Source organism: Pseudomonas sp. P116, assembly GCF_020149425.1.
In the GTDB taxonomy this organism is placed as follows: domain Bacteria; phylum Pseudomonadota; class Gammaproteobacteria; order Pseudomonadales; family Pseudomonadaceae; genus Aquipseudomonas; species Aquipseudomonas anatoliensis.
The window spans coordinates 324,191-344,201 of sequence record NZ_JACVHB010000006.1 but is presented as its reverse complement, the minus strand read 5'-3'; the positions used below and the strand labels follow the sequence as shown (position 1 = coordinate 344,201).

Below are 20,011 nucleotides of genomic sequence, written 5' to 3'. Positions count from 1 at the left end.
CTCAAAAAGGCTGCAGGCATAGCCCGCCGAAAAATAGCCGGGAATTGTACCTGATACACGGCGCAAGCGTCACGTTCACCTGTCACCCGGATTGCATGCAAAAACGCCCCGATCTGTCGACCGAGGCGTTTTCAAGGTTAAACGGCGGATGAAAGCTTGTTCATCAACCGGCTCGTCTAAGCAGCCAGACACCCGCCAGCGCACAGACCCCAGCCGGTACAAGCACCGCAAACAAAGGCGAGAAACCGAACACCAGGCTCGATGGGCCGAGCAAATCCTGGACGATGCGGAAGGTGAAACCCACCAGCACACCCGTGAACACACGCTGACCCAATGTCACCGAACGCAACGGGCCGAAGATAAAGGAGATTGCCATCAGTACCAGTGCAGCGGTCACCAGCGGCTGCAACACCTTGACCCAAAATGCCAGCCAGTAACGACCGTTGCTCAGGCCCTGCTCGGCCAGATAGTGGATGTAACCCCACAAACCGCTGATCGACAGCGATTCCGGCGCCATGACCACGGTGCTGAGCAATTGCGGGCTCAGTGCCACATCCCAACGCTCGGTTGGCATGTTCACGACTTCAGTGCTGCGCTCATTGAACCTGGTGGTCGACACGTCGCTGAGCTGCCAGTGATCGCCGTCGAACTCGGCCTTTTTGGCAAAGCTCGAACTCAGCAGATGGCGCTCCTTGTCGAAGTGGTAGCGGGTCACGCCATACAACAGGCCGTTGGGTTGCACGGCATTGATGTGGATGAACTCTTCACCCTGACGGTGCCACATGCCGTGCTTGGCGCTTTGCGCGTCGCCACTGCCCTGAGCCAGCGAGCGGTTGGCCTGGGCCATGCTTTCGGTGGCTGGCGCGACGTATTCGCCGATCAGCACGCCGGCCAGCATCAGCACCAGCATCGGCTTCATCACCGCCCAGACGATACGGCCGATGGAGACGCCCGCGGCGCGCATCACGGTCAGCTCGCTGCTGCTGGCCAGACTGCCGAGGCCAATCAGACAGCCGATCAACGCCGCCATCGGCAGCATTTCGTAAAGACGACGCGGTGCGGTCAGCAGCACGAAGCTCAGCACGTCAACCAAGGTGTAGGTTTCGCTGACGTCGCCCATTTCATCGATGAAGGCAAACAGTGTCGCCAGGCCGAGAATGATCGCCAACACAGCGATGATCGCCATGAACACGCTGCTGCCGATGTAGCGGTCGAGTTTAACCACGAGCCACCTCCAGCGCAGCGGCGCGACGGCTGGCCATCTTCAGGCGCAGCGGCTCCCAATAGAGCAGGCCGAGGCCGATGAACAGGAAGATCGCATGCACCCACCACAAGCCGAGCGTCGGGTGGATCTTGCCTTTTTCAAGGGCGCCGCGCGCGGCAATCAGGATGGTCAGGTAAGCCATATAAAGAAGAATCGCCGGCAGAAGCTTGAGGAAGCGCCCTTGACGCGGATTGACTCGCGACAGCGGCACCGCCATCAGGGTCACGATAAACACCAGCAATGGCAGGGACAGGCGCCATTGCAGTTCGGTCTTGGAGCGGATGTCGTCGCTGCCCAGCAAGGACGAAGTCGGCATGGCGTCACGGTCGGTGACTTCTTCACTGACGTCCGGCTTGGGCAGCAGCACGCCATAGTTCTCGTAATGAATGGCGCGGTAATCAGCCTGGCCCGGGCTGCCATCGTAGCGATAGCCGTTATCGAGGATCAGGTAGCGATTGCCGTCGGGGCGGATTTCCTGGCGACCCGATTCGGCTACCAGTACGGAAATCCCGCGGTCCTTCTGATCGGCGCCGAGGTTCTTCTGCGAAATGAACACGCCGCCCAGATTGACGCGATCATCGCTCAGGGTTTCGGTGTAAGTCACCCGACTGCCGTCGCGCAGGGCCTGAAAGCGACCAGGCTCCAGGGTGTCGAATTCGGTCAGCGCGTCCTGCTTGTTCAGCAGCAACTGGAACTGGTTGGCACCTTGCGGCGCCAGACCCAGGCTCAGCCAGGCCACGACCAGTGCAACCAGCGTCGCCGGGAACAGGGTCATGCGCAGCAGCTTCTGCTGACTCATGCCGGTGGCCGAGAGCACGGTCATTTCGCTTTCCAGGTACAGGCGACCGTAGGCCAGCAGGATCCCGAGAAACAGGCCCAGCGGCAGAATCAACTGCAGGAAGCCCGGCAGGCGAAAGCCCATGATCAGGAACAGCGAGCCCGGATCGAGCTGGCCGGCAGCGGCCTGAGCGAGGTATTTGATGAAGCGACCGCTCATGATAATGACCAGCAGCACCGCACTCACGGCGCTGAGGGTCAACAGAACTTCGCGGGACAGATAACGGAAGACGATCAAACCAGACACTCCAGGGTTGTCAGGCTAAGGCGGCCAAACAAGCAAACACATCGACCGGCCCGCTACGCAGAGCCGTCGGAAAAAGATGCGGCATTATCCTGTGATTGAGGGCGCCTGTCACTGCGCACACTCATCCGCGCACGCAATACGTTGAAGATCGTCCAGCCCAGGGGGCGTTCTCAATTGGTTTTCACACCGCGCCGGGTCTGCTGTTGTGCAGGGCAAGGCGCGAGAAGCGCGGTTTGGTCATTCCAAATAAGCTTCGAGCAACGCAGCCCTGCACAACAGCAGGCCCGGCCCTTCGGGTTGTGCTTTAAAGCCGGCCAGGCTGCGTTGCAGGCCTTGGAAAGGGAACAACCATTCCCAGCGGCCTGCGCCTTGCATGGCCGGCTTTAAAGCGACAACGCGGTGTGAAAACTAATTGAGAACGCCCCCTAGGGTTGTCAGGCGCGGGGAGCGAGGTTCAAACTGCGGCCCTTGTCGCAGGCTTTGGCCTGCGCCTCTTCTATTTATAAGCAGGCGACTGCGGACACCGTCGAACGCCTGTGTGTTGACCATTCATTCAGGGATCCGGACATGGAACTGGTTGTAAAAAGCGTTAGCCCAGAAACGTTGAAAACCGCCACCCTGGTGGTTGCCGTCGGCGAAGGCCGCAAACTCGGCGCTGCTGCCAAACAGGTCGACGAACTGAGCGGCGGCGCCATCAGCGCCGTACTCAAGCGTGGCGATCTGGCCGGCAAGGTCGGTCAGAGCCTGATGCTGCACAGTCTGCCGAACCTCAAAGCCGAGCGCGTTTTGTTGGTCGGCGTCGGTAAAGATGAAGAACTGGGCGATCGCCCGTTCCGCAAAATCGTGGCCGGCATCCTCACCACTCTCAAAGGCCTGAATGGCAGCGATGCCGTGCTGGCGCTGGACGAAGTCATCGTCAAGGGCCGCGACAGCTACGGTAAAACCCGTCTGCTGGCCGAAACCCTGGTCGACGGCGAATACTGCTTCGATCAGTTCAAGAGCGTAAAAGCCGAACCACGCGCGCTGAAAAAAATCACTCTGTTGACCATCAAGGCTGCACAAGCCGAAGTGCAACGCGCCGTGACCCACGCCACCGCGATTGCCAACGGCATGGCCTTCACCCGCGACCTGGGCAACCTGCCACCGAACATCTGCCACCCGACGTTCCTTGGCGAGCAAGCCAAGAATCTGGGCAAAGAGTTCAAGGATCTGAAAGTCGAAGTCCTCGACGAGAAAAAGATCAAATCCCTGGGCATGGGCTCGTTCTACGCCGTCGGCCAAGGCAGCGAACAGCCGCCGCGCCTGATCGTCATGCAATACAACGGCGGCAAGAAATCTGAGAAGCCGTACGCCCTGGTCGGTAAAGGCATCACCTTCGACACCGGCGGCATCAGCCTGAAACCGGGCGCCGGCATGGACGAAATGAAGTACGACATGGGCGGCGCCGCCAGCGTGTTCGGCACCCTGCGTGCCGTGCTTGAGCTGAAACTGCCGATCAACCTGGTGTGCATCCTCGCCTGCGCCGAAAACATGCCAAGCGGCAATGCGACCCGTCCGGGCGACATCGTCACCACCATGAGCGGCCAGACCGTGGAAATCCTCAACACCGACGCCGAAGGCCGTCTGGTGCTGTGCGATGCCCTGACCTACTCCGAGCGCTTCAAGCCGCAAGCGGTGATCGACATCGCCACCCTGACCGGCGCCTGCGTAGTTGCTCTGGGCGCTCATACTTCGGGCCTGCTGGGCAACAACGACGAACTGATCAGCCAACTGCTCAGCGCCGGCCAGACTGCCGACGATCGCGCCTGGCAGCTGCCGCTGTTCGACGAGTATCAGGAGCAACTGGACAGCCCGTTCGCCGACATCGCCAATATCGGCGGGCCGAAGGCCGGCACCATCACCGCCGCATGCTTCCTGTCGCGTTTCACCAAGAACCTCAACTGGGCGCACCTGGACATCGCGGGCACCGCGTGGACCAGCGGCGGCAAGGACAAGGGCGCCACTGGCCGTCCAGTCCCTCTGTTGACCCAGTACCTGCTGGACCGCGCCAAAGCCTGAAACCGCTGATGAGCGGCGTCACTTTCGGGTGACGCCGTTTGCCGCTCTGGAACCGCAATGACCAAAGTCGACTTCTATATCCTGCCCAGCGCCGATCCTTCCGCGCGCCTGGACTTTGCCTGCAAGCTCACCGAGAAAGCCTGGCGCATGGGTCACCGCATCTATCTGCATTGCAGCGATGCCGCTCAGCGTGATGATCTCGATGCGCGCCTGTGGGCATTCAAGGGCGAAAGCTTCGTGCCTCACGGCCCGACTGACAGCGAACCGGACGGTTTGATTGTCCTGGGGCTGGGCGATGACTGCGGTCAGCATCAGGATTTACTGGTCAATCTGGACCTGAAAGTCCCGGCCTTCGCCAACAAATTCGCCCGAGTGGCGGAAGTGGTGGTAGAAGATCCGACGATTCGAGCTGCCGCGCGGGAGAGTTTTCGCTTCTACCGCGAACAAGGCTATCCTCTGCAAGACCACCGATTACAGCGACTCTGAGCATTCCAATGGACACTCCGAAACCGCAGCAAAAGTCCGCGCACCTGCTGGATGATCTCGAATCAATCCGCCAGTTGCTCGGCGATGACAACCTGCAACCGCCACTGCTGACCGATACGGTCGATGACGGTGAGCAGGAACAGATTCCGATGTTGTTCGACTCGGTCGGCAACGTCCCCCCAGCCGCTGAATCGCCACCGGCACCCGCTGCGCAACCTGCAGCAACCGTCGATAAAGGCCCGGATGCCCTGCTACACCTGGACAGCGAACTGCGCGCCGCCGCGCAATTGATCATGCAAGACGTGATCGACGACTTCGCGCCGCACATCGAAACCGAAATCAAACGCCGCCTCGATGCGCGCATGGAACGGCTACTCAGCCAGTACGAATAACCCCCGATCCCTGTAGGAGCTGCCGCAGGCTGCGATCTTTTGACTTTGGTTATAAAAAACAGGATCAAAAGATCGCAGCCTGCGGCAGCTCCTGCATGGAAATCGTCGAACCATAAGACTGGTCGACGCATTGTCCTGCCCCGCTCGCCCTCGGCACCATGGCTCGCTATACTTCCCGGCTTTTCCTGAATAAATGCCAATAGGGTCCCGCCGCGCATGGATAAGACCTACCAGCCGCACGCCATTGAAACTTCCTGGTACAACACCTGGGAGTCCGAGAACTACTTCGCCCCGCAAGGCGCGGGCGATTCCTACACCATCATGATCCCGCCGCCGAACGTCACCGGCAGCCTGCACATGGGTCACGGTTTCAACAACGCGATCATGGATGCCCTGATCCGTTTCCGCCGCATGCAGGGTCGTAACACCCTGTGGCAGCCGGGCACCGACCACGCCGGTATCGCCACGCAGATGCTGGTGGAACGTCAACTCGAAGCCAAGGGCCAGAGCCGTCACGACCTCGGCCGCGAGAAATTCCTCGAGAAAATCTGGGAATGGAAAGATGAGTCCGGTGGCAACATCAGCCGTCAGATCCGTCGCCTCGGCTCGTCCGTTGACTGGAGCCGCGAGCGCTTCACCATGGACGACGGTCTGTCCGAAGCGGTTAAAGAAGCGTTCGTGCGCCTGCACGAAGACGGTCTGATCTATCGCGGCAAGCGTCTGGTCAACTGGGACACCAAGCTGCACACGGCGATTTCCGACCTCGAAGTGGAAAACCACGACGAGAAAGGTTTCCTGTGGAACCTGAAATACCCGCTGGCTGACGGCGCGAAAACCGCTGAAGGCAACGATTTCCTGATCGTCGCGACCACCCGTCCGGAAACCATGCTCGGCGACTCCGCCGTCGCGGTGAACCCGAACGACGAGCGCTACAAAGCCCTGATCGGCAAGTTTGTCGAACTGCCACTGGTTGGCCGTCGCATCCCGATCATCGCCGACGATTACTGCGATCCAGAATTCGGCACCGGCTGCGTGAAAATCACCCCGGCCCACGATTTCAACGACTACGAAGTCGGCAAGCGCCACAACCTGCCGCTGCTGAACATCTTCGACAAAAATGCCCACGTACTGCCGGCCTGTCAGGTGTTCAACCTCGACGGCACGCTGAACGAGAGCATCGACGGCAAGATCCCGGCTGAATACGCCGGCCTCGATCGTTTCGAAGCGCGCAAGCAGATCGTTGCCGCGTTCGACGCTGCCGGCCTGCTGGTCAGCGTTGACGACCACGGCCTGAAAGTGCCGAAAGGCGACCGCTCCGGCACCATCATCGAGCCGTGGCTGACCGACCAGTGGTACGTGTCGACCAAGCCTCTGGCCGAGCCTGCGATTGCTGCTGTCGAAGACGGCCGCATCCAGTTCGTGCCGAAACAATACGAAAACATGTACTTCTCTTGGATGCGCGACATCCAGGATTGGTGCATCAGCCGTCAGTTGTGGTGGGGCCATCGGATTCCGGCCTGGTACGACGAGTCGGGCAAGGTCTACGTCGGTCGCGACGAAGCCGAAGTGCGTGCCAAGAACAACCTTGGCCCGGACGTTGCGCTGCAACAGGACAACGACGTTCTCGACACCTGGTTCAGTTCGGGTCTGTGGACGTTCTCCACCCTCGGCTGGCCGGAAAAAACCGAGTTCCTGAAGAAATTCCACTCCACCGACGTGCTGGTCACCGGTTTCGACATCATTTTCTTCTGGGTCGCCCGGATGATCATGATGACCATGCACCTGGTGAAGAACGAAGACGGCACGCCGCAAGTGCCGTTCAAGACCGTTTACGTGCATGGTCTGGTGCGTGACGGCCAAGGCCAGAAGATGTCCAAGTCCAAGGGCAACGTCCTTGACCCGCTGGACATCATCGACGGCATCGACCTGGAAACGCTGGTGCAGAAACGCACCTCGGGCCTGATGCAGCCGAAACTGGCGAAGAAGATCGAGAAGCAGACTCGCGACGAGTTCGCTGACGGCATCGCCAGCTACGGCACCGACGCCCTGCGCTTCACCTTCTGCTCGCTGGCGTCCACCGGTCGCGACATCAAGTTCGACATGGGCCGCGTTGAAGGCTATCGCAACTTCTGCAACAAGATCTGGAACGCCGCACGTTATGTTCTGGACAAGGGCGAAGACTGCGGCCAGAACGGCGAAGCCTACGAACTGTCGCTGGCGGATCGCTGGATCATCTCGCAGCTGCAACGCACCGAAGCCGAAGTGACCCGTCAACTGGATCAGTTCCGTTTCGACCTCGCGGCGCAAGCGCTGTACGAGTTCATCTGGAACCAGTACTGCGACTGGTATCTGGAATTGTCCAAGCCTGTGCTGTGGGACGAAAACGCCCCGGTCGAGCGCCAGCGCGGCACCCGTCGCACGCTGGTTCGCGTACTGGAAGTGGCGCTGCGTCTGGCGCACCCGTTCATGCCGTTCATCACTGAAGAAATCTGGCAGCGCATTGCGCCGCTGGCCGGTATCCAGGGCAAGACGATCATGCTGCAACCTTGGCCGGTGGCCAACGAAGAGCGCATCGATCCGGCTGCCGAAAGCGACATCGAGTGGCTCAAGGAACTGATGCTCGGCACGCGTAACATCCGTGGCGAAATGAACATCGGCCCGGGCAAACCACTGCCGATCTACCTGAAGAACGTCAGCGCCGAAGACCAGCGCCGTTTGACCGAGAACGAAGCGCTGCTGAAGAAGCTGGCGCGTCTGGAATCGATCACCGTTCTGGCCGCTGGCGAAGAAGCACCGCTGTCCGCCACCGCACTGGTCGGCGAGATGGAAGTGCTGGTGCCTATGGCCGGCCTGATCGACAAGGCTGCGGAACTGGCGCGTCTGGACAAGGAAATCCTGCGTCTGCAGGGCGAAGTCCAGCGTGTTGGCGGCAAGCTGTCCAACGCCGGTTTCGTCGACAAGGCCCCGGCCGAAGTCATCGAGAAGGAACGCGCCAAACTGGCCGAGGCTGAACAAGCCCTGGGCAAACTGGCCGAGCAGCACGCGCGGATTGCCAGCCTGTAACAGCAAATCGCAATGAAAAAGGGAGGCCCGCAATGGCCTCCCTTTTTTATTCCTGCACCACCACTCCCCTGTAGGAGCTGCCGAAGGCTGCGATCTTTTGATTTTGTCTTTTAAAATCAACATCAAAAGATCGCTGCCTTCGGCAGCTCCTACATGGGTTCGGCGTAGACTTCATCAATGTGGGACAATACCCGCCACTTTCAGCCATACCCGAATCGACCACGCCCATGAACGCCCCCCGCACACCTCGCCCGCCGCGCAAAAAGCCTGATTCCGCCACCCCGGCCAAAGCCGTGGAGCCGCGTGAAAAGGCCAGCCTGCACCCGCGCAACCGCCATCAGGGTCGTTACGACTTCCCGGCGCTGATCAAGACCACGCCTGAACTGGCGAAGTTCGTGATCATCAACCCGTACGGCAAGGAAAGCATCGACTTCGCCAGTCCAGACGCGGTGCGCGTGTTCAACCGGGCGCTGCTCAAGTCGTTCTATGGCATCCAGCATTGGGATATCCCGGCTGATTACCTTTGCCCACCGGTCCCGGGCCGTGCCGATTACGTGCACTTCCTGGCAGATCTGTTGGCCAGCATGAACGACGGCAAGGTCCCGCGCGGGGCGATCATCAACGTGCTGGACATCGGCATGGGCGCCAACTGTGTGTATCCGCTGATCGGTAACAGCGAATATCGCTGGCACTTCCTCGGCTCGGAGGTTGACCCGACGGCCGTGGCCGCAGCCAAGGCTATCGTCCAGTCCAACGACCTGAACAAGGTCATCCAGCTGCGCCTGCAGGAGAACCGCAAGCACATCCTGATCGGCCTGCTGGAGCCGGGCGAGCGTTTCGACTTGACCATGTGCAACCCGCCGTTCCACGCCTCGATGGACGAAGCGACCAAGGGCAGCGAGCGCAAATGGCGCGCACTGGGCCGCGCCGATCCAACACGCAAACTGCCGGTGCTGAACTTCGGCGGTCAATCGGCCGAGTTGTGGTGCGAGGGTGGTGAAGCACGTTTCGTGACGCAATTGATCGCCGAGAGCGCCAACTTCCAGCACAAAGTGCTGTGGTTCAGCACTCTGGTCTCGAAAGCCTCGAACCTGCCAGCCATTGAAACCGCCCTGAAAAAGGCCGGCGTACTGGAAAGTCAGGTGGTGGAGATGTCTCAGGGGCAGAAACAGAGCCGCTTCGTCGCCTGGACCTTCCAGACCAAGTCCGAACAGCAGATCTGGCGCCGCGAGCGCTGGACGCGCTAAGACTGAGTCACTGCATGATATTCGTGTAGGAGCTGCGGCACGCTGCGATCTTTTGATCTTGTTTTTTCACAAGCCAGATCAAAAGATCGCAGCGTGCCGCAGCTCCTACAGGGACCCAGTGAAGATTCACCAAATCGCAGACACAAAAAAACCGTGCCCGGATCACTCCGGTGCACGGTTTTTTCTTGCTGCGTCTTACTTGTTCACAGCGTCGGTCAGGCCTTTGGCCACAACCAGCTTGATCACTTTCTTCGCAGGGATTTCGATGGCAGCGCCAGTCGAAGGGTTACGGCCAGTGCGGGCAGGACGCTCGGTCACTTTCAGCTTGCCGATACCTGGCAGAGTGATTTCGCCGCCGTTTTCCAGCTGATCGGCAACGATTTGGCCCAGTTGGTCCAGAGCGCTACGCGCGGTGGTTTTCGGCGCGTCGATAGCTTCAGCGATGTCGGCGATCAGTTGGTCTTTAGTAAGAGCCATGTAGTGTTCCTTCCCTATCAAATTCATATGGATTGCAGAGTGCAGTGTCAGCCATCGAGCCCGATCTTCTGGATCTGGCACCCTCGGCGATAACCACGACGAGTCGGGTTATAGATACCGAAATCAGGGTTTGGTTCGACCTGACAAATGCTGATTGCACGCTTAACGCAGTGACTTCGCGTAAGACCGGGCAAAACTAGCACAGAGACAAGGAAATATCCGCCTCTAGCTACCCATTTGGTCAGCTTTATTGCTCTAAACCGGTAAAAAACTGCATAAGCGCCGCACAGCGCCCAGGATTTGCCCCTCACCCGGCGCCAAAACCAGTGATTGCGGTACACTGGGCGCTTTTTCGGGGGAGCCTGCCCTCCTCCCATCCAACAGCCGAGAAGCCCATGCCGATCCGTCATTGCATCGTCCACCTGATCGACAAAAAACCCGACGGCACGCCCGCAGTTCTGCACGCCCGTGATTCTGAACTGGCAGAGTCGGCGGCCATCGAGAACATGCTCGCCGACCTCAACGAGAGCTACAACGCCAAACAGGGCAAAGCCTGGGGGTTGTTCCATCCGGAATCCGGCGCGTTCCCGTTCAGCGGATGGCTGAAGGAGTACATGGAGGGCGGCAGAGACTTCACCGCGTTCAGCAAAGTGGCGGTCGAGCATCTGCAGAAGCTGATGGAAGAGTCGAACCTGTCGGTCGGCGGCCACGTGCTGTTCGCCCACTATCAGCAAGGCATGACCGATTATCTGGCCATCGCCCTGCTGCACCACAGCGAAGGCGTGGCCGTCACCGACTCGCTGGACGTGACCCCGTCGCGCCACCTCGATCTCGGCCAGTTGCATCTGGCAGCTCGGATCAACGTCTCCGAGTGGCAGAACAACAAGCAGTCCAAGCAGTACATCTCGTTCATCAAAGGCAAAAACGGCAAAAAGGTTTCGGAATACTTCCGCGACTTCATCGGCTGCCAGGAAGGCGTCGACGGCCCGGGCGAGACCCGCACCCTGCTCAAGGCTTTCAGTGACTTCGTCGAGAGCGAAGACCTGCCGGAAGAGTCCGCCCGCGAGAAAACCAAGACCCTGGTCGATTACGCCAGCAGCCAGGCCAAACTCGGCGAGCCGATGGGCCTGGAAGAGCTCTCGGAGTTGATCGACGAAGAACGCCCGAAAGCCTTCTACGATCACATCCGCAACAAGGATTACGGCCTGTCGCCAGAGATTCCGGCGGACAAACGTACCTTGAACCAATTCCGCCGCTTCACCGGCCGCGCAGAGGGCCTGTCGATCAGCTTTGAGGCGCACCTGCTGGGCTCGAAGATCGAGTACGACGAAGAGAACGGCACCCTGATGATCAAGGGTCTGCCAACCTCTCTGACCGATCAGCTGAAGCGCCGTAACTGATGCTCGGTAATGTGCTGAAAAAGGTCGCGCTGGTTCTGCTGGTGGTCGTGATCTATCAGAACTGGGGCAAGATCGAGCGGGTGTTCAACCCCTCGCAGATGGTTGCCGAGCAGACGCGGGCGCAGGCTAATGTCGTGCTGTATGCCACAGACTGGTGCGGCTACTGCAAGCAGACCAAGCGCTTTCTCGACAGCAAGGGGATTGCCTTCAAGGAATTCGACATCGAGAAGGATGGCGAGGCGCGCAAGGCGTACGAGGCACTGGGTGGGCGCGGGATTCCGCTGATCGATGTGAATGGCACGTTGATTCGCGGGTTTGATCCGGACGAGATCCTCGCCGCATTGAAATAACAGCAAGATCAAAAGATCGCAGCCTGCGGCAGCTCCAGGTGCAGCATCAATCCCACTGTAGGAGCTGCCGCAGGCTGCGATCTTTTGCTTTTAGCGTGCTTCGATACGGAAACCGAACCGCGGGAAGTGCACATGCACCACGCCGGCACGCTCGTCTTCGCGCCGCACGATCAACTGCTCACGACCGGCAAACAGCAACTCACCCACCACCGGATCAACCCCGTAATCCGTTGCGGCAATTGCCACCTGCTGCCCGGCTTTGAACCCGTTCGGGTCAACAAACTGTTCATCCGGCAATGCTGCTGGCGTCGCATTGCGTGCGACCTCCAGCGCCTCGTCGGACGTCATTTCGCTCGCAGCGCCATGCCCGAAGCCCAACACGCGTCCCAGCCACGCGACGACGGCTGGATACTCATCCACCAAAGGCGCTGTCACATGGGTCGCCTTGAGAAACCACATCGGGTGCGCCAAAGCAAAGTCGGCAATCGATGGATCGCCGAACAGGAAATCACCTTGCTCGCGCTGCAACTGCTGCTCCAGACGCGCCATGATCGTCGGCCATTGATGCTTGGCTTGCTCGGTAGACAAACGCGTGGCGCTGCCGCCACTGAACAGGCCGGCACGGTCGGCCATAAACGCCTTGATCGCTTCCGGCGGTAATTTGCCGAAACGCACGGCAACCGACTCCGGCTGGAACACCAGGCTGACGGCATGCTGGAACACCACCGAGTCCGCCCACGTCGCGAAGCTGGCGGTGGTCATTTCCTGACCTTCGGGAAAAAACGACGGCTGTGCCTTCTCTTGCTCAAGTCGGCGGGCGATCAACGAAGTGTCGCAATAGATGTCAGCGCCGATCTGCAGCACTGGGGTTTTGCGATAACCACCGGTCAAGGCCGTCAGGTCCGGTTTTGGCATCACCGGCGAAATGTTCACCGAGCGCCAGGACAGACCTTTGAAGCCCAGCAGCAGACGGGCCTTCTCGGCAAATGGAGAGGTCGGGTAATGATGCAGAATCAACTCGGACATGCTCGGCTCCGCCGCTCAGAAAGTGAGTCGGCAGCTTAGCGCGCATTTACTTAGCAGCCTACAGATCTGGCTGATGGGAACTGATCAGTCAGATTGATAAGACGCGACCAGACACTCCTTCGCACTCTTGCGCAGTTTTTTGATCAACCTTTCCTGCCGCAAGGCGTCGCTCTTGTCGCGACAAAGCTCGGTGTAAACCAGCGCCATCGCCGGGCTGGACAGGAAGAAGCGCGCGCCTTTACCGCTCTGATGCTTGGCAAAACGGCGGACAGGATCATCGCTGATCCCGCAATACAACGAACCGTTGGCCGCGCGCACGAGATAGACGAACCAGGATTTGCTCACTGGCTCGACAACATCGACAGATTTTTCGCTAAGGCTGGTCACTTCGGGATCAAGACGCGTAGGAAACAGGCCGCGATCTTATCAGCGACCGGCCTGAAATGCCTTCAGTCCCTTCAGCGCCTGGGCACGCACTGCGTTACGCACCAGAGGCGTCCAACCGAGCAGCAGACCTTTGAAACCGAGGGCCTGACGCGACCAGCGCCACAGATTGAAATGATCATGGTGCTCGCAGATCTTGCCGTCACGGAACACGAAGCGTGCCTGGATATCGTTGACCACCACATTGCCGGTCTGGCTGAACAGGTAAGTCGCGACCCAATGTGCACCGCCGCTGCGCTCGTCGGCGCGAACGTTGTCGAAAGTCAGCGAAAAGTCTTTGGCGCGAGTGGTGAGCATCCGCCACATGTCGCCAGCATCACGCCCGCGCAGCTCACCAAAGGCCGGATCGCTGAACACTACATCGTCGGTGTAACACGCAGCCATCGCCTCGGCGTCGAGACGCTGGAAGGCCTGATAGAAGCGGGTGATCAACGCAGCGTGGGCGTCACTCATGGGCAAACTCCAAGGAATGGACAGATTGCCAGCACGATAATCTGCAAAGCGCGGAAACACTATCGGCATTCGTGCACCGAATATCAGCAGCGTCTTCGTTCAGCACAAACCCTGTAGGAGCATTCGAGTGCAACGAGGCTGCGATCTTTTGATCCTGGTCTTTAAAATCACCATCAAAAGATCGCAGCGTGCCGCAGCGCCTACATGAATCAGATTTTTTCGCTTGTGACCTGCACATACAGCGTCCGCCCGGCGCCAAGGCCGGCGATGATCGCCCCCGTGCCAATGATGCCGAAGATCCAGCCCACCGCATTCCAGCCGCCCGTCCAGTCATGCACAACGCCGACTGCAAACGGCCCCATCGACGCCAGCGTGTAGCCGAAACCCTGGGCCATGCTCGACAGGTTGGCTGCGACATGGGAGTCACGCGAACGCAGTACGATCAACGTCAGCGCCAGACTGAATGCACCACCCTGCCCCAGACCTAGCAGAATCGCCCAGCCCCACAGGCCTTCGATCGGCGCATAAAGGCAACCGAACAGACCGCCGAGGGTCAGCGCCATCACCACCACAATCGCCAGACGCTGATCCTTGCCACGAGTCGCCAGCCACGGCGCCGCGAGTGAACTGGCGAGCTGGACGATCACCGAACCGGACAGCACCAGGCCGGCCTGGGTCGGCGTCAGACCGCGCCCAATCAGGATCGACGGCAACCAGCCGAACACGATGTAGGCCAGCGACGATTGCAGGCCCATGTACAAGGTCACCTGCCACGCCAGCGGATCACGCAACAGTCCGCGCACGCGATAAGCAACATTGTGCGCACCGTGTTTCTGGCCGACTTGTGGTAGCCAGAACACCGCAGCGACCAGCGCCGGTATCACCCAGAAACCCAGTCCCACCGCCCAGCTGCTGCCGAAGTGTTCACTTAACGGCACGCTCGATCCCGCCGCCATCGCGGCACCGAGACACAGCGCCATGGTGTAAACGCCCGTCATGGTGCCGGCGTGTTTGGCGAAGTCGCGCTTGACGATGCCCGGCAGCAAGACGCCAATGATGCCGATACTGGCGCCGCCCAATACGCTGCCGGCAAACAGACCGATCTCACCGAAATTGCTGCGCAGAATAATCCCGCCTGCGAGGGTCAGGAGAATCCCCAACACCACTCGCTCGGCACCAAAACGCCGCGCCAGAATCGGCGCCAGCGGTGCAAACAGGCCGAGGCACAGCACCGGCAACGTGGTCAGCAGACCCGCCTGCGCAGCAGACAGCCCGAGGCTTTTCGAAACATCGCTGAGCAGCGGTGCCAGGCTCGACAGCGCCGGACGCAGGTTCAGCGCCACTAGAATCAAGCCCAGCAGCAACAGCCATGGCCGGCGCACCAGCGGATGGCTTTGCTGTACTTGCTCGTCATCAGCCTCGGCATCGATCAGCAGCTCTTCGAGCTCTGCCGTGCGTTTCGGGGCTGTGGATATCTCGTTGCGGGGCATGGATTTCTCTGTTTCAAGGTTCATTGATCAACTGCCTCGATAAGGCTTTGGCCCGTTCCGGGTCGCGTTGTTCGACGGCATCGAGCAACTCGATGTGCAGGTCGAACACTTCCTGACGGCGCGGAACGATGTTCAGCGTCTGGCGCAATTGCGCGCCGACGATGCTGGAGAAATAGCGATATAGCTCGCTGAGTGTCGGGTTGTGCGCGGCGTCGACCAAGCGGCGGTGGAACACCAGATCGCAGGCGATGTAGGTATCGAGATCGCCGTGGTAATGACTGCCGCTGGTGCCGAGCGCTTCACGCAAGGCGACCAGGTCTTCATCGGTGCGGCGCAACGCCGCGAGGCCAATGGCCTCGACCTCAAGGATGTGCCGGGTTTCCCGCGCTTGCTCTAGCGAACAACGCGAGAGCGCCTTGAGGGTGTCCAGCGGATCAATCAGCGCACGCAGATAACTACCGTCGCCCTGGCGAATTTCAATCAACCCGGAAAACGCCAACACGCGCATGGCTTCACGCACGGTGTTGCGGCTGATGCCCAGCTCGGCGCACAGCTCGGGCTCGGTCGGCAATCGCTCGCCGACCTGCCAGGTGCCGCTGTTGATGCGCTGACGCAATTGATCCAAGGCCTGATCGACCAAGGACCGCTTAACAAGTGGAGAAATGTCTGACATAGGATTCGCCCTTTCATCCAATCATAGGATGAATTTTCCGACATGGTAGTCAGACCCGTGTAGGACGGCAACCACCTAGGGTGAATGGGAGGGAAATGGAGCGGAATTTTCGATTAGTCAAAATTACCCTTTAAGGGTAATTTCAGGGACAGGGTTTTGGTTTCTTATGGAGAAGAACACGCCCCATTACGACTTGGCGGTGATCAAGGCTGAGGTCCGGCGGCTTGGAAAAAAAGCCTTCACAAAGACCTCGGCAGATTCAGGCGAGTATCTCGGCTTTAGCATCAGCGAGATGCAAGAGATCGTTTTCGAATTGCAGAACAGGATGTTGTACAAATCGATGACCAGCTACGACGATCATCGGGTCTGGCAAGACGTGTATCACACCCATTCACAAGATCTGGAGATTTACATCAAGGTGACCTACCGCCCCGGTGGCGGCCCACCGGTAATCTCCTTCAAGGAGAAAAACCCATGAAAACCCAGCAATGTGTCGGCTGCGGTGCACGTGAGGGAATGAGACATTTTGCAGGGCGCGGCGAAACCCTGAGTGTCAAAGGCATGGAGCGCCGTGTAGATGATCTTTCTGGTTGGGAATGCCAGCAGTGCGGAGAGGTTGAGTGGGATCACGATACCGATAGCGCAGAACGTTATTGTGATGCAGGGGATGAGTTGGTTTTCGCTGCCAGGCAAATGATCGGCGCCGAGATGAAGCGTATTCGGCGCAAATTGCACCTCACGCAAAAAGAGACGGTGCAACTGCTGTCCGGTGGAGGGCATAACGCGTTCTCTCGCTACGAACGCGGCGAAATACTACCGCCCAAGGCGTTGATGCTGCTGATGCGACTATTGGATCGTTACCCGTACTTGCTGACCGATGCGAAAATTCTCGGTGAAGGTGCAGACTTGAGAGGCTTCAAGCACACCATCCACAAAGAACACGAAACCCTCACCGTATCCTGACCCCAAAAAAACAAACCCGGCACTTGGCCGGGTTCGTTTTACACATCAGCCATCAATGCAGAATCTGGCTCAGGAACAGCTTCGTCCGCTCATTCTGCGGATTATCGAAGAAGTCGTTCGGTGCCGCCTGCTCAACAATCTCGCCCTTGTCCATGAAGATCACGCGATTGGCCACGGTACGGGCGAAGCCCATTTCGTGGGTTACGCAGAGCATGGTCATGCCGTCTTCGGCCAGACCGATCATGGTGTCGAGCACCTCTTTGACCATTTCCGGATCGAGGGCCGACGTCGGTTCGTCGAACAGCATGATTTTCGGTTTCATGCACAGCGCGCGGGCGATCGCCACACGCTGTTGCTGACCGCCGGACAGTTGCCCCGGAAACTTGTGCGCCTGCTCCGGAATGCGTACGCGTTCCAGATAATGCATGGCGATTTCCTCGGCCTTGCGCTTGGGCATCTTACGCACCCACATCGGCGCCAGGGTGCAGTTCTGCAAAATGGTCAGGTGCGGGAACAAGTTGAAATGCTGGAACACCATGCCGACTTCACGGCGGATCGCTTCGATCTGCTTGAGGTCGTTGGTCAGTTCCACGCCATCGACAACGATGCGGCCCTGCTGGTGTTCCTCCAGTCGATTGAGGCAACGAATGGTGGTCGACTTGCCGGAACCCGACGGGCCGCACAGCACGATACGCTCGCCCTGTTTGACGTTGAGGTTGATGTCTTTGAGCACGTGGAACTGGCCATACCACTTGTTGACGCCCTGCATCTGAATAATGCCTTCAGGGCTCACAGGCTTTTTGATTGCTTCACTCATTACAGAACTCCTAACGCTTGTGGCCAGTGTCGAGCTTGCGTTCCAGATGCATGGAATAGCGCGACATACCAAAACAGAAAATCCAGAACACCAGGGCGGCGAATACGTAGCCTTCGGTGGCCATGCCCAGCCATTTCGGATCGGCAGCGGCTTGCTTGACGCTGTTGAGCAGGTCAAAGAGGCCGATGATGATCACCAGACTGGTGTCCTTGAACAGCGCGATGAAGGTGTTGACGATGCCGGGGATCACCATTTTCAGGGCTTGCGGCAGAATCACCAGGCCCATCGAACGCCAGTAGCCCAGGCCCATCGCAGCGGCCGCTTCGTACTGACCCTTGGGGATCGCTTGCAGACCGCCGCGCACCACTTCAGCCACGTAGGCCGACTGGAACAGGATCACGCCGATCAGCGCCCGCAGCAACTTGTCGAAGTTCATGCCTTCGGGCAGGAACAGCGGCAGCATTACCGAAGACATGAACAGCACCGTGATCAACGGCACGCCGCGCCAGAACTCGATGAAGGTCACGCAGACCACTCGAATCGCCGGCATGTTCGAACGTCGACCCAGCGCCAGCACAATCCCCAGCGGCAAGGCTCCAGCGATACCGACCGTGGCGATCACCAGAGTCAGCATCAAACCGCCCCATTGGCTGGTCGCGACGGTTTGCAGGCCGAATACGCCGCCGTGCAGCAGGCACCAGGCGGCAATCGGATAGATCACCAGAAAACTCAGCCCGTATACCGCTTTACGCGGGAAGCGCGAGATGAACAGTGGTGCCACGCCGATCACCGCCAGCCACACGGTCAGGTCCACGCGCCAGCGCAAGCCGGTCGGGTAGTAGCCATACATGAACTGACCGAAGCGTTGCTGGATGAACACCCAGCAGGCGCCTTCCTTCGTGCAATCGGCCTGGGTGGTGCCGATCCAGTTGGCGTCGATGATCGCCCACCCCAGAATCGGCGGAACGATCAGGTAGATCAGGTAGAACGCGAACAGCGTCAGCAAGGTGTTGAGCCAGCTGGAGAACATGTTCGCGCGCATCCATGCCACTACGCCGATGCTACTGCTCGGAGGGGGCATGTCGGGTTTGAAAGTATGAGTACTCATGCGCTTTTCCTTACCGCTCGATCAGCGCAATGCGCTTGTTGTACCAGTTCATCAGCAGGGAAATGCTGATACTGATCGCCAGGTACACGCTCATGGTGATCGCAATCACTTCGATCGCCTGACCGGTCTGGTTCAGCACGGTGCCGGCGAACAGCGAAACCATTTCCGGATAACCGATACCGGCGGCCAGCGAGGAGTTCTTCGCCAGGTTCAGGTATTGGCTGGTCAGCGGCGGGATGATCACCCGCAGTGCCTGGGGAATGATCACCTTGCGCAGGGTCGGGCCTTCACGCAAACCGAGCGAACGGGCCGCTTCGGTCTGGCCGTGGCTGACCGACTTGATCCCCGAACGCACGATCTCGGCGATGAACGCCGCGGTGTAAACGGTCAGGGCCAGGGTCAAGGCCAGCAGTTCCGGGATAAGCACCCAGCCGCCAACGAAGTTGAAGCCCTTGAGCTCGGGCATTTCCCAGTGCAGCGGAGCGCCGAAGATCAGCGCGCACAAACTCGGGATCACCAGCAGAATCGCCAGACCCACCCAGAACTTGTGGAACGGCTCACCGGTCGCTTCAAAGCGTTTGTTGGCCCAGCGGCACATCAGCACGATGCCGACGATGGCCACCACGACGCTGATCACGAACGCCCAGAAACCATCAGCTGCCAGCGCGGCCGGCATGTTCAGGCCACGGCTGCTGACAAAGAAAGTGTCGCCGAAGTTGTGGCTGTTGCGCGGTCCCGGCATGGTCAGGAACACCGCGAAGTACCAGAACAGAATTTGCAGCAGGGGCGGAATGTTGCGGAAGACTTCCACATACACGGTCGCCAGCTTGCTGATGATCCAGTTCGGCGAAAGACGCGCGACACCAATGATGAAGCCCAGCAGAGTCGCCAGGATCACGCCGATGATGGTCACCAGCAATGTATTGAGCAGACCGATCACAAACACGCGGGCATAGCTGTCCGCTTCGGTGTAGTCGATCAGGGTTTGAGCGATGCCGAACCCGGCACTGCGCTCCAGAAAGCTGAAGCCGGAGGTGATGCCCCGGTGTTCAAGGTTGGTTTGTGTGTTATCGAACAGGAACCAGCCCAGGGAGACGACTGCCACGATAGTGACGATCTGAAATACCCAGGCGCGCACTCGTGGATCGCTGAGGCTAAACCTCTGCTTTGGTGCGCCGATTGAATTTTGCATGAAGTGCCCCGGAAAAAATGGAAC

General features: G+C 59.3%; 20 protein-coding genes. 9 read left to right on the top strand and 11 right to left on the bottom strand.

Annotated features, from left to right (window positions below; all coding sequences use genetic code 11):
* Positions 1–163: 163 nt before the first annotated feature.
* Together lptG and lptF are read right to left on the bottom strand one after the other, a co-directional pair.
* Complete coding sequence (gene lptG / locus ICA15_RS21695) at positions 164–1,225, bottom strand: LPS export ABC transporter permease LptG (RefSeq protein ID WP_150594934.1); 1,062 nt, start codon at positions 1,223–1,225, stop codon at positions 164–166.
* Complete coding sequence (lptF, locus tag ICA15_RS21690; RefSeq protein WP_150617215.1) at positions 1,218–2,339, bottom strand: LPS export ABC transporter permease LptF; 1,122 nt, start codon at positions 2,337–2,339, stop codon at positions 1,218–1,220. The genes lptG and lptF overlap by 8 nt, the downstream gene beginning before the upstream one ends.
* A 576-nt stretch (positions 2,340–2,915) precedes the next feature.
* On the opposite strand from lptF, the gene ICA15_RS21685 reads away from it, so the two are divergent.
* From ICA15_RS21685 to rlmF, 5 genes are all read left to right on the top strand, one after another.
* On the top strand, positions 2,916–4,406 hold the full coding sequence (locus tag ICA15_RS21685; protein ID WP_150603746.1) for a leucyl aminopeptidase: 1,491 nt from the start codon (positions 2,916–2,918) through the stop codon (positions 4,404–4,406).
* A gap of 57 nt (positions 4,407–4,463) precedes the next feature.
* Entirely contained in the window at positions 4,464–4,892 is a 429-nt protein-coding gene (locus tag ICA15_RS21680) for a DNA polymerase III subunit chi (protein WP_210554571.1), read from the top strand.
* An 8-nt stretch (positions 4,893–4,900) separates the two neighbouring features.
* Positions 4,901–5,284, top strand: a complete 384-nt coding sequence (locus tag ICA15_RS21675) for a DNA polymerase III subunit chi (protein WP_150617212.1) — start codon at positions 4,901–4,903, stop codon at positions 5,282–5,284.
* A gap of 216 nt (positions 5,285–5,500) precedes the next feature.
* Positions 5,501–8,347 carry a valine--tRNA ligase gene (locus tag ICA15_RS21670; RefSeq protein WP_042557780.1) on the top strand — a complete coding sequence of 949 codons (2,847 nt, stop codon included), beginning with the start codon at positions 5,501–5,503 and terminating at the stop codon, positions 8,345–8,347.
* Between the two features lie 227 nt (positions 8,348–8,574).
* Complete coding sequence (gene rlmF / locus ICA15_RS21665; protein ID WP_150603743.1) at positions 8,575–9,594, top strand: 23S rRNA (adenine(1618)-N(6))-methyltransferase RlmF; 1,020 nt, start codon at positions 8,575–8,577, stop codon at positions 9,592–9,594.
* Positions 9,595–9,789: 195 nt separating this feature from the next.
* Here rlmF and ICA15_RS21660 read toward each other — a convergent pair whose 3' ends face one another.
* Positions 9,790–10,071: an HU family DNA-binding protein gene (locus tag ICA15_RS21660; protein ID WP_150603742.1), complete on the bottom strand. Its 282-nt coding sequence runs from the start codon at positions 10,069–10,071 to the stop codon at positions 9,790–9,792.
* A 395-nt stretch (positions 10,072–10,466) separates the two neighbouring features.
* Between ICA15_RS21660 and yejK the strand changes: the two genes are divergently transcribed.
* Entirely contained in the window at positions 10,467–11,471 is a 1,005-nt protein-coding gene (gene yejK, locus ICA15_RS21655; RefSeq protein ID WP_042557778.1) for a nucleoid-associated protein YejK, read from the top strand.
* A complete protein-coding gene (locus ICA15_RS21650; protein WP_150617211.1) occupies positions 11,471–11,821 on the top strand; it encodes a glutaredoxin family protein in 351 nt (116 codons plus the stop codon). The genes yejK and ICA15_RS21650 overlap by 1 nt, the downstream gene beginning before the upstream one ends.
* A 90-nt stretch (positions 11,822–11,911) precedes the next feature.
* Here the strand turns inward: ICA15_RS21650 and ICA15_RS21645 are convergent, their stop codons facing one another.
* From ICA15_RS21645 to ICA15_RS21625, 5 genes are all read right to left on the bottom strand, one after another.
* Complete coding sequence (locus tag ICA15_RS21645; protein WP_210554570.1) at positions 11,912–12,847, bottom strand: glutathione S-transferase family protein; 936 nt, start codon at positions 12,845–12,847, stop codon at positions 11,912–11,914.
* A gap of 84 nt (positions 12,848–12,931) precedes the next feature.
* Positions 12,932–13,234: a GIY-YIG nuclease family protein gene (locus ICA15_RS21640; RefSeq protein ID WP_150617209.1), complete on the bottom strand. Its 303-nt coding sequence runs from the start codon at positions 13,232–13,234 to the stop codon at positions 12,932–12,934.
* A gap of 39 nt (positions 13,235–13,273) precedes the next feature.
* Positions 13,274–13,744, bottom strand: coding sequence for a nuclear transport factor 2 family protein (locus tag ICA15_RS21635; protein ID WP_210554569.1), 471 nt, complete (start codon positions 13,742–13,744; stop codon positions 13,274–13,276).
* 209 nt (positions 13,745–13,953) lie between these two features.
* Positions 13,954–15,258 carry a CynX/NimT family MFS transporter gene (locus ICA15_RS21630; RefSeq protein ID WP_150617208.1) on the bottom strand — a complete coding sequence of 435 codons (1,305 nt, stop codon included), beginning with the start codon at positions 15,256–15,258 and terminating at the stop codon, positions 13,954–13,956.
* Positions 15,248–15,907 (bottom strand): FadR/GntR family transcriptional regulator, encoded by a 660-nt coding sequence (locus ICA15_RS21625; RefSeq protein WP_150594946.1) that lies wholly within the window; start codon positions 15,905–15,907, stop codon positions 15,248–15,250. The genes ICA15_RS21630 and ICA15_RS21625 overlap by 11 nt, the downstream gene beginning before the upstream one ends.
* A gap of 166 nt (positions 15,908–16,073) precedes the next feature.
* On the opposite strand from ICA15_RS21625, the gene ICA15_RS21620 reads away from it, so the two are divergent.
* Positions 16,074–16,385, top strand: coding sequence for a type II toxin-antitoxin system MqsR family toxin (locus tag ICA15_RS21620; protein WP_095188819.1), 312 nt, complete (start codon positions 16,074–16,076; stop codon positions 16,383–16,385).
* Positions 16,382–16,870: a type II TA system antitoxin MqsA family protein gene (locus tag ICA15_RS21615; RefSeq protein ID WP_210554568.1), complete on the top strand. Its 489-nt coding sequence runs from the start codon at positions 16,382–16,384 to the stop codon at positions 16,868–16,870. Before ICA15_RS21620 ends, ICA15_RS21615 begins: the two co-directional genes overlap by 4 nt.
* A gap of 52 nt (positions 16,871–16,922) precedes the next feature.
* Here the strand turns inward: ICA15_RS21615 and ICA15_RS21610 are convergent, their stop codons facing one another.
* From ICA15_RS21610 to ICA15_RS21600, 3 genes are read right to left on the bottom strand one after another with little or no spacing between them, the layout of a single operon-like run.
* Positions 16,923–17,687 (bottom strand): amino acid ABC transporter ATP-binding protein, encoded by a 765-nt coding sequence (locus ICA15_RS21610; RefSeq protein WP_150603734.1) that lies wholly within the window; start codon positions 17,685–17,687, stop codon positions 16,923–16,925.
* A gap of 10 nt (positions 17,688–17,697) precedes the next feature.
* Complete coding sequence (locus tag ICA15_RS21605; RefSeq protein WP_210554567.1) at positions 17,698–18,795, bottom strand: amino acid ABC transporter permease; 1,098 nt, start codon at positions 18,793–18,795, stop codon at positions 17,698–17,700.
* A 10-nt stretch (positions 18,796–18,805) separates the two neighbouring features.
* A complete protein-coding gene (locus tag ICA15_RS21600) occupies positions 18,806–19,987 on the bottom strand; it encodes an amino acid ABC transporter permease (RefSeq protein WP_095188817.1) in 1,182 nt (393 codons plus the stop codon).
* Between the last annotated feature and the right edge of the window lie 24 nt (positions 19,988–20,011).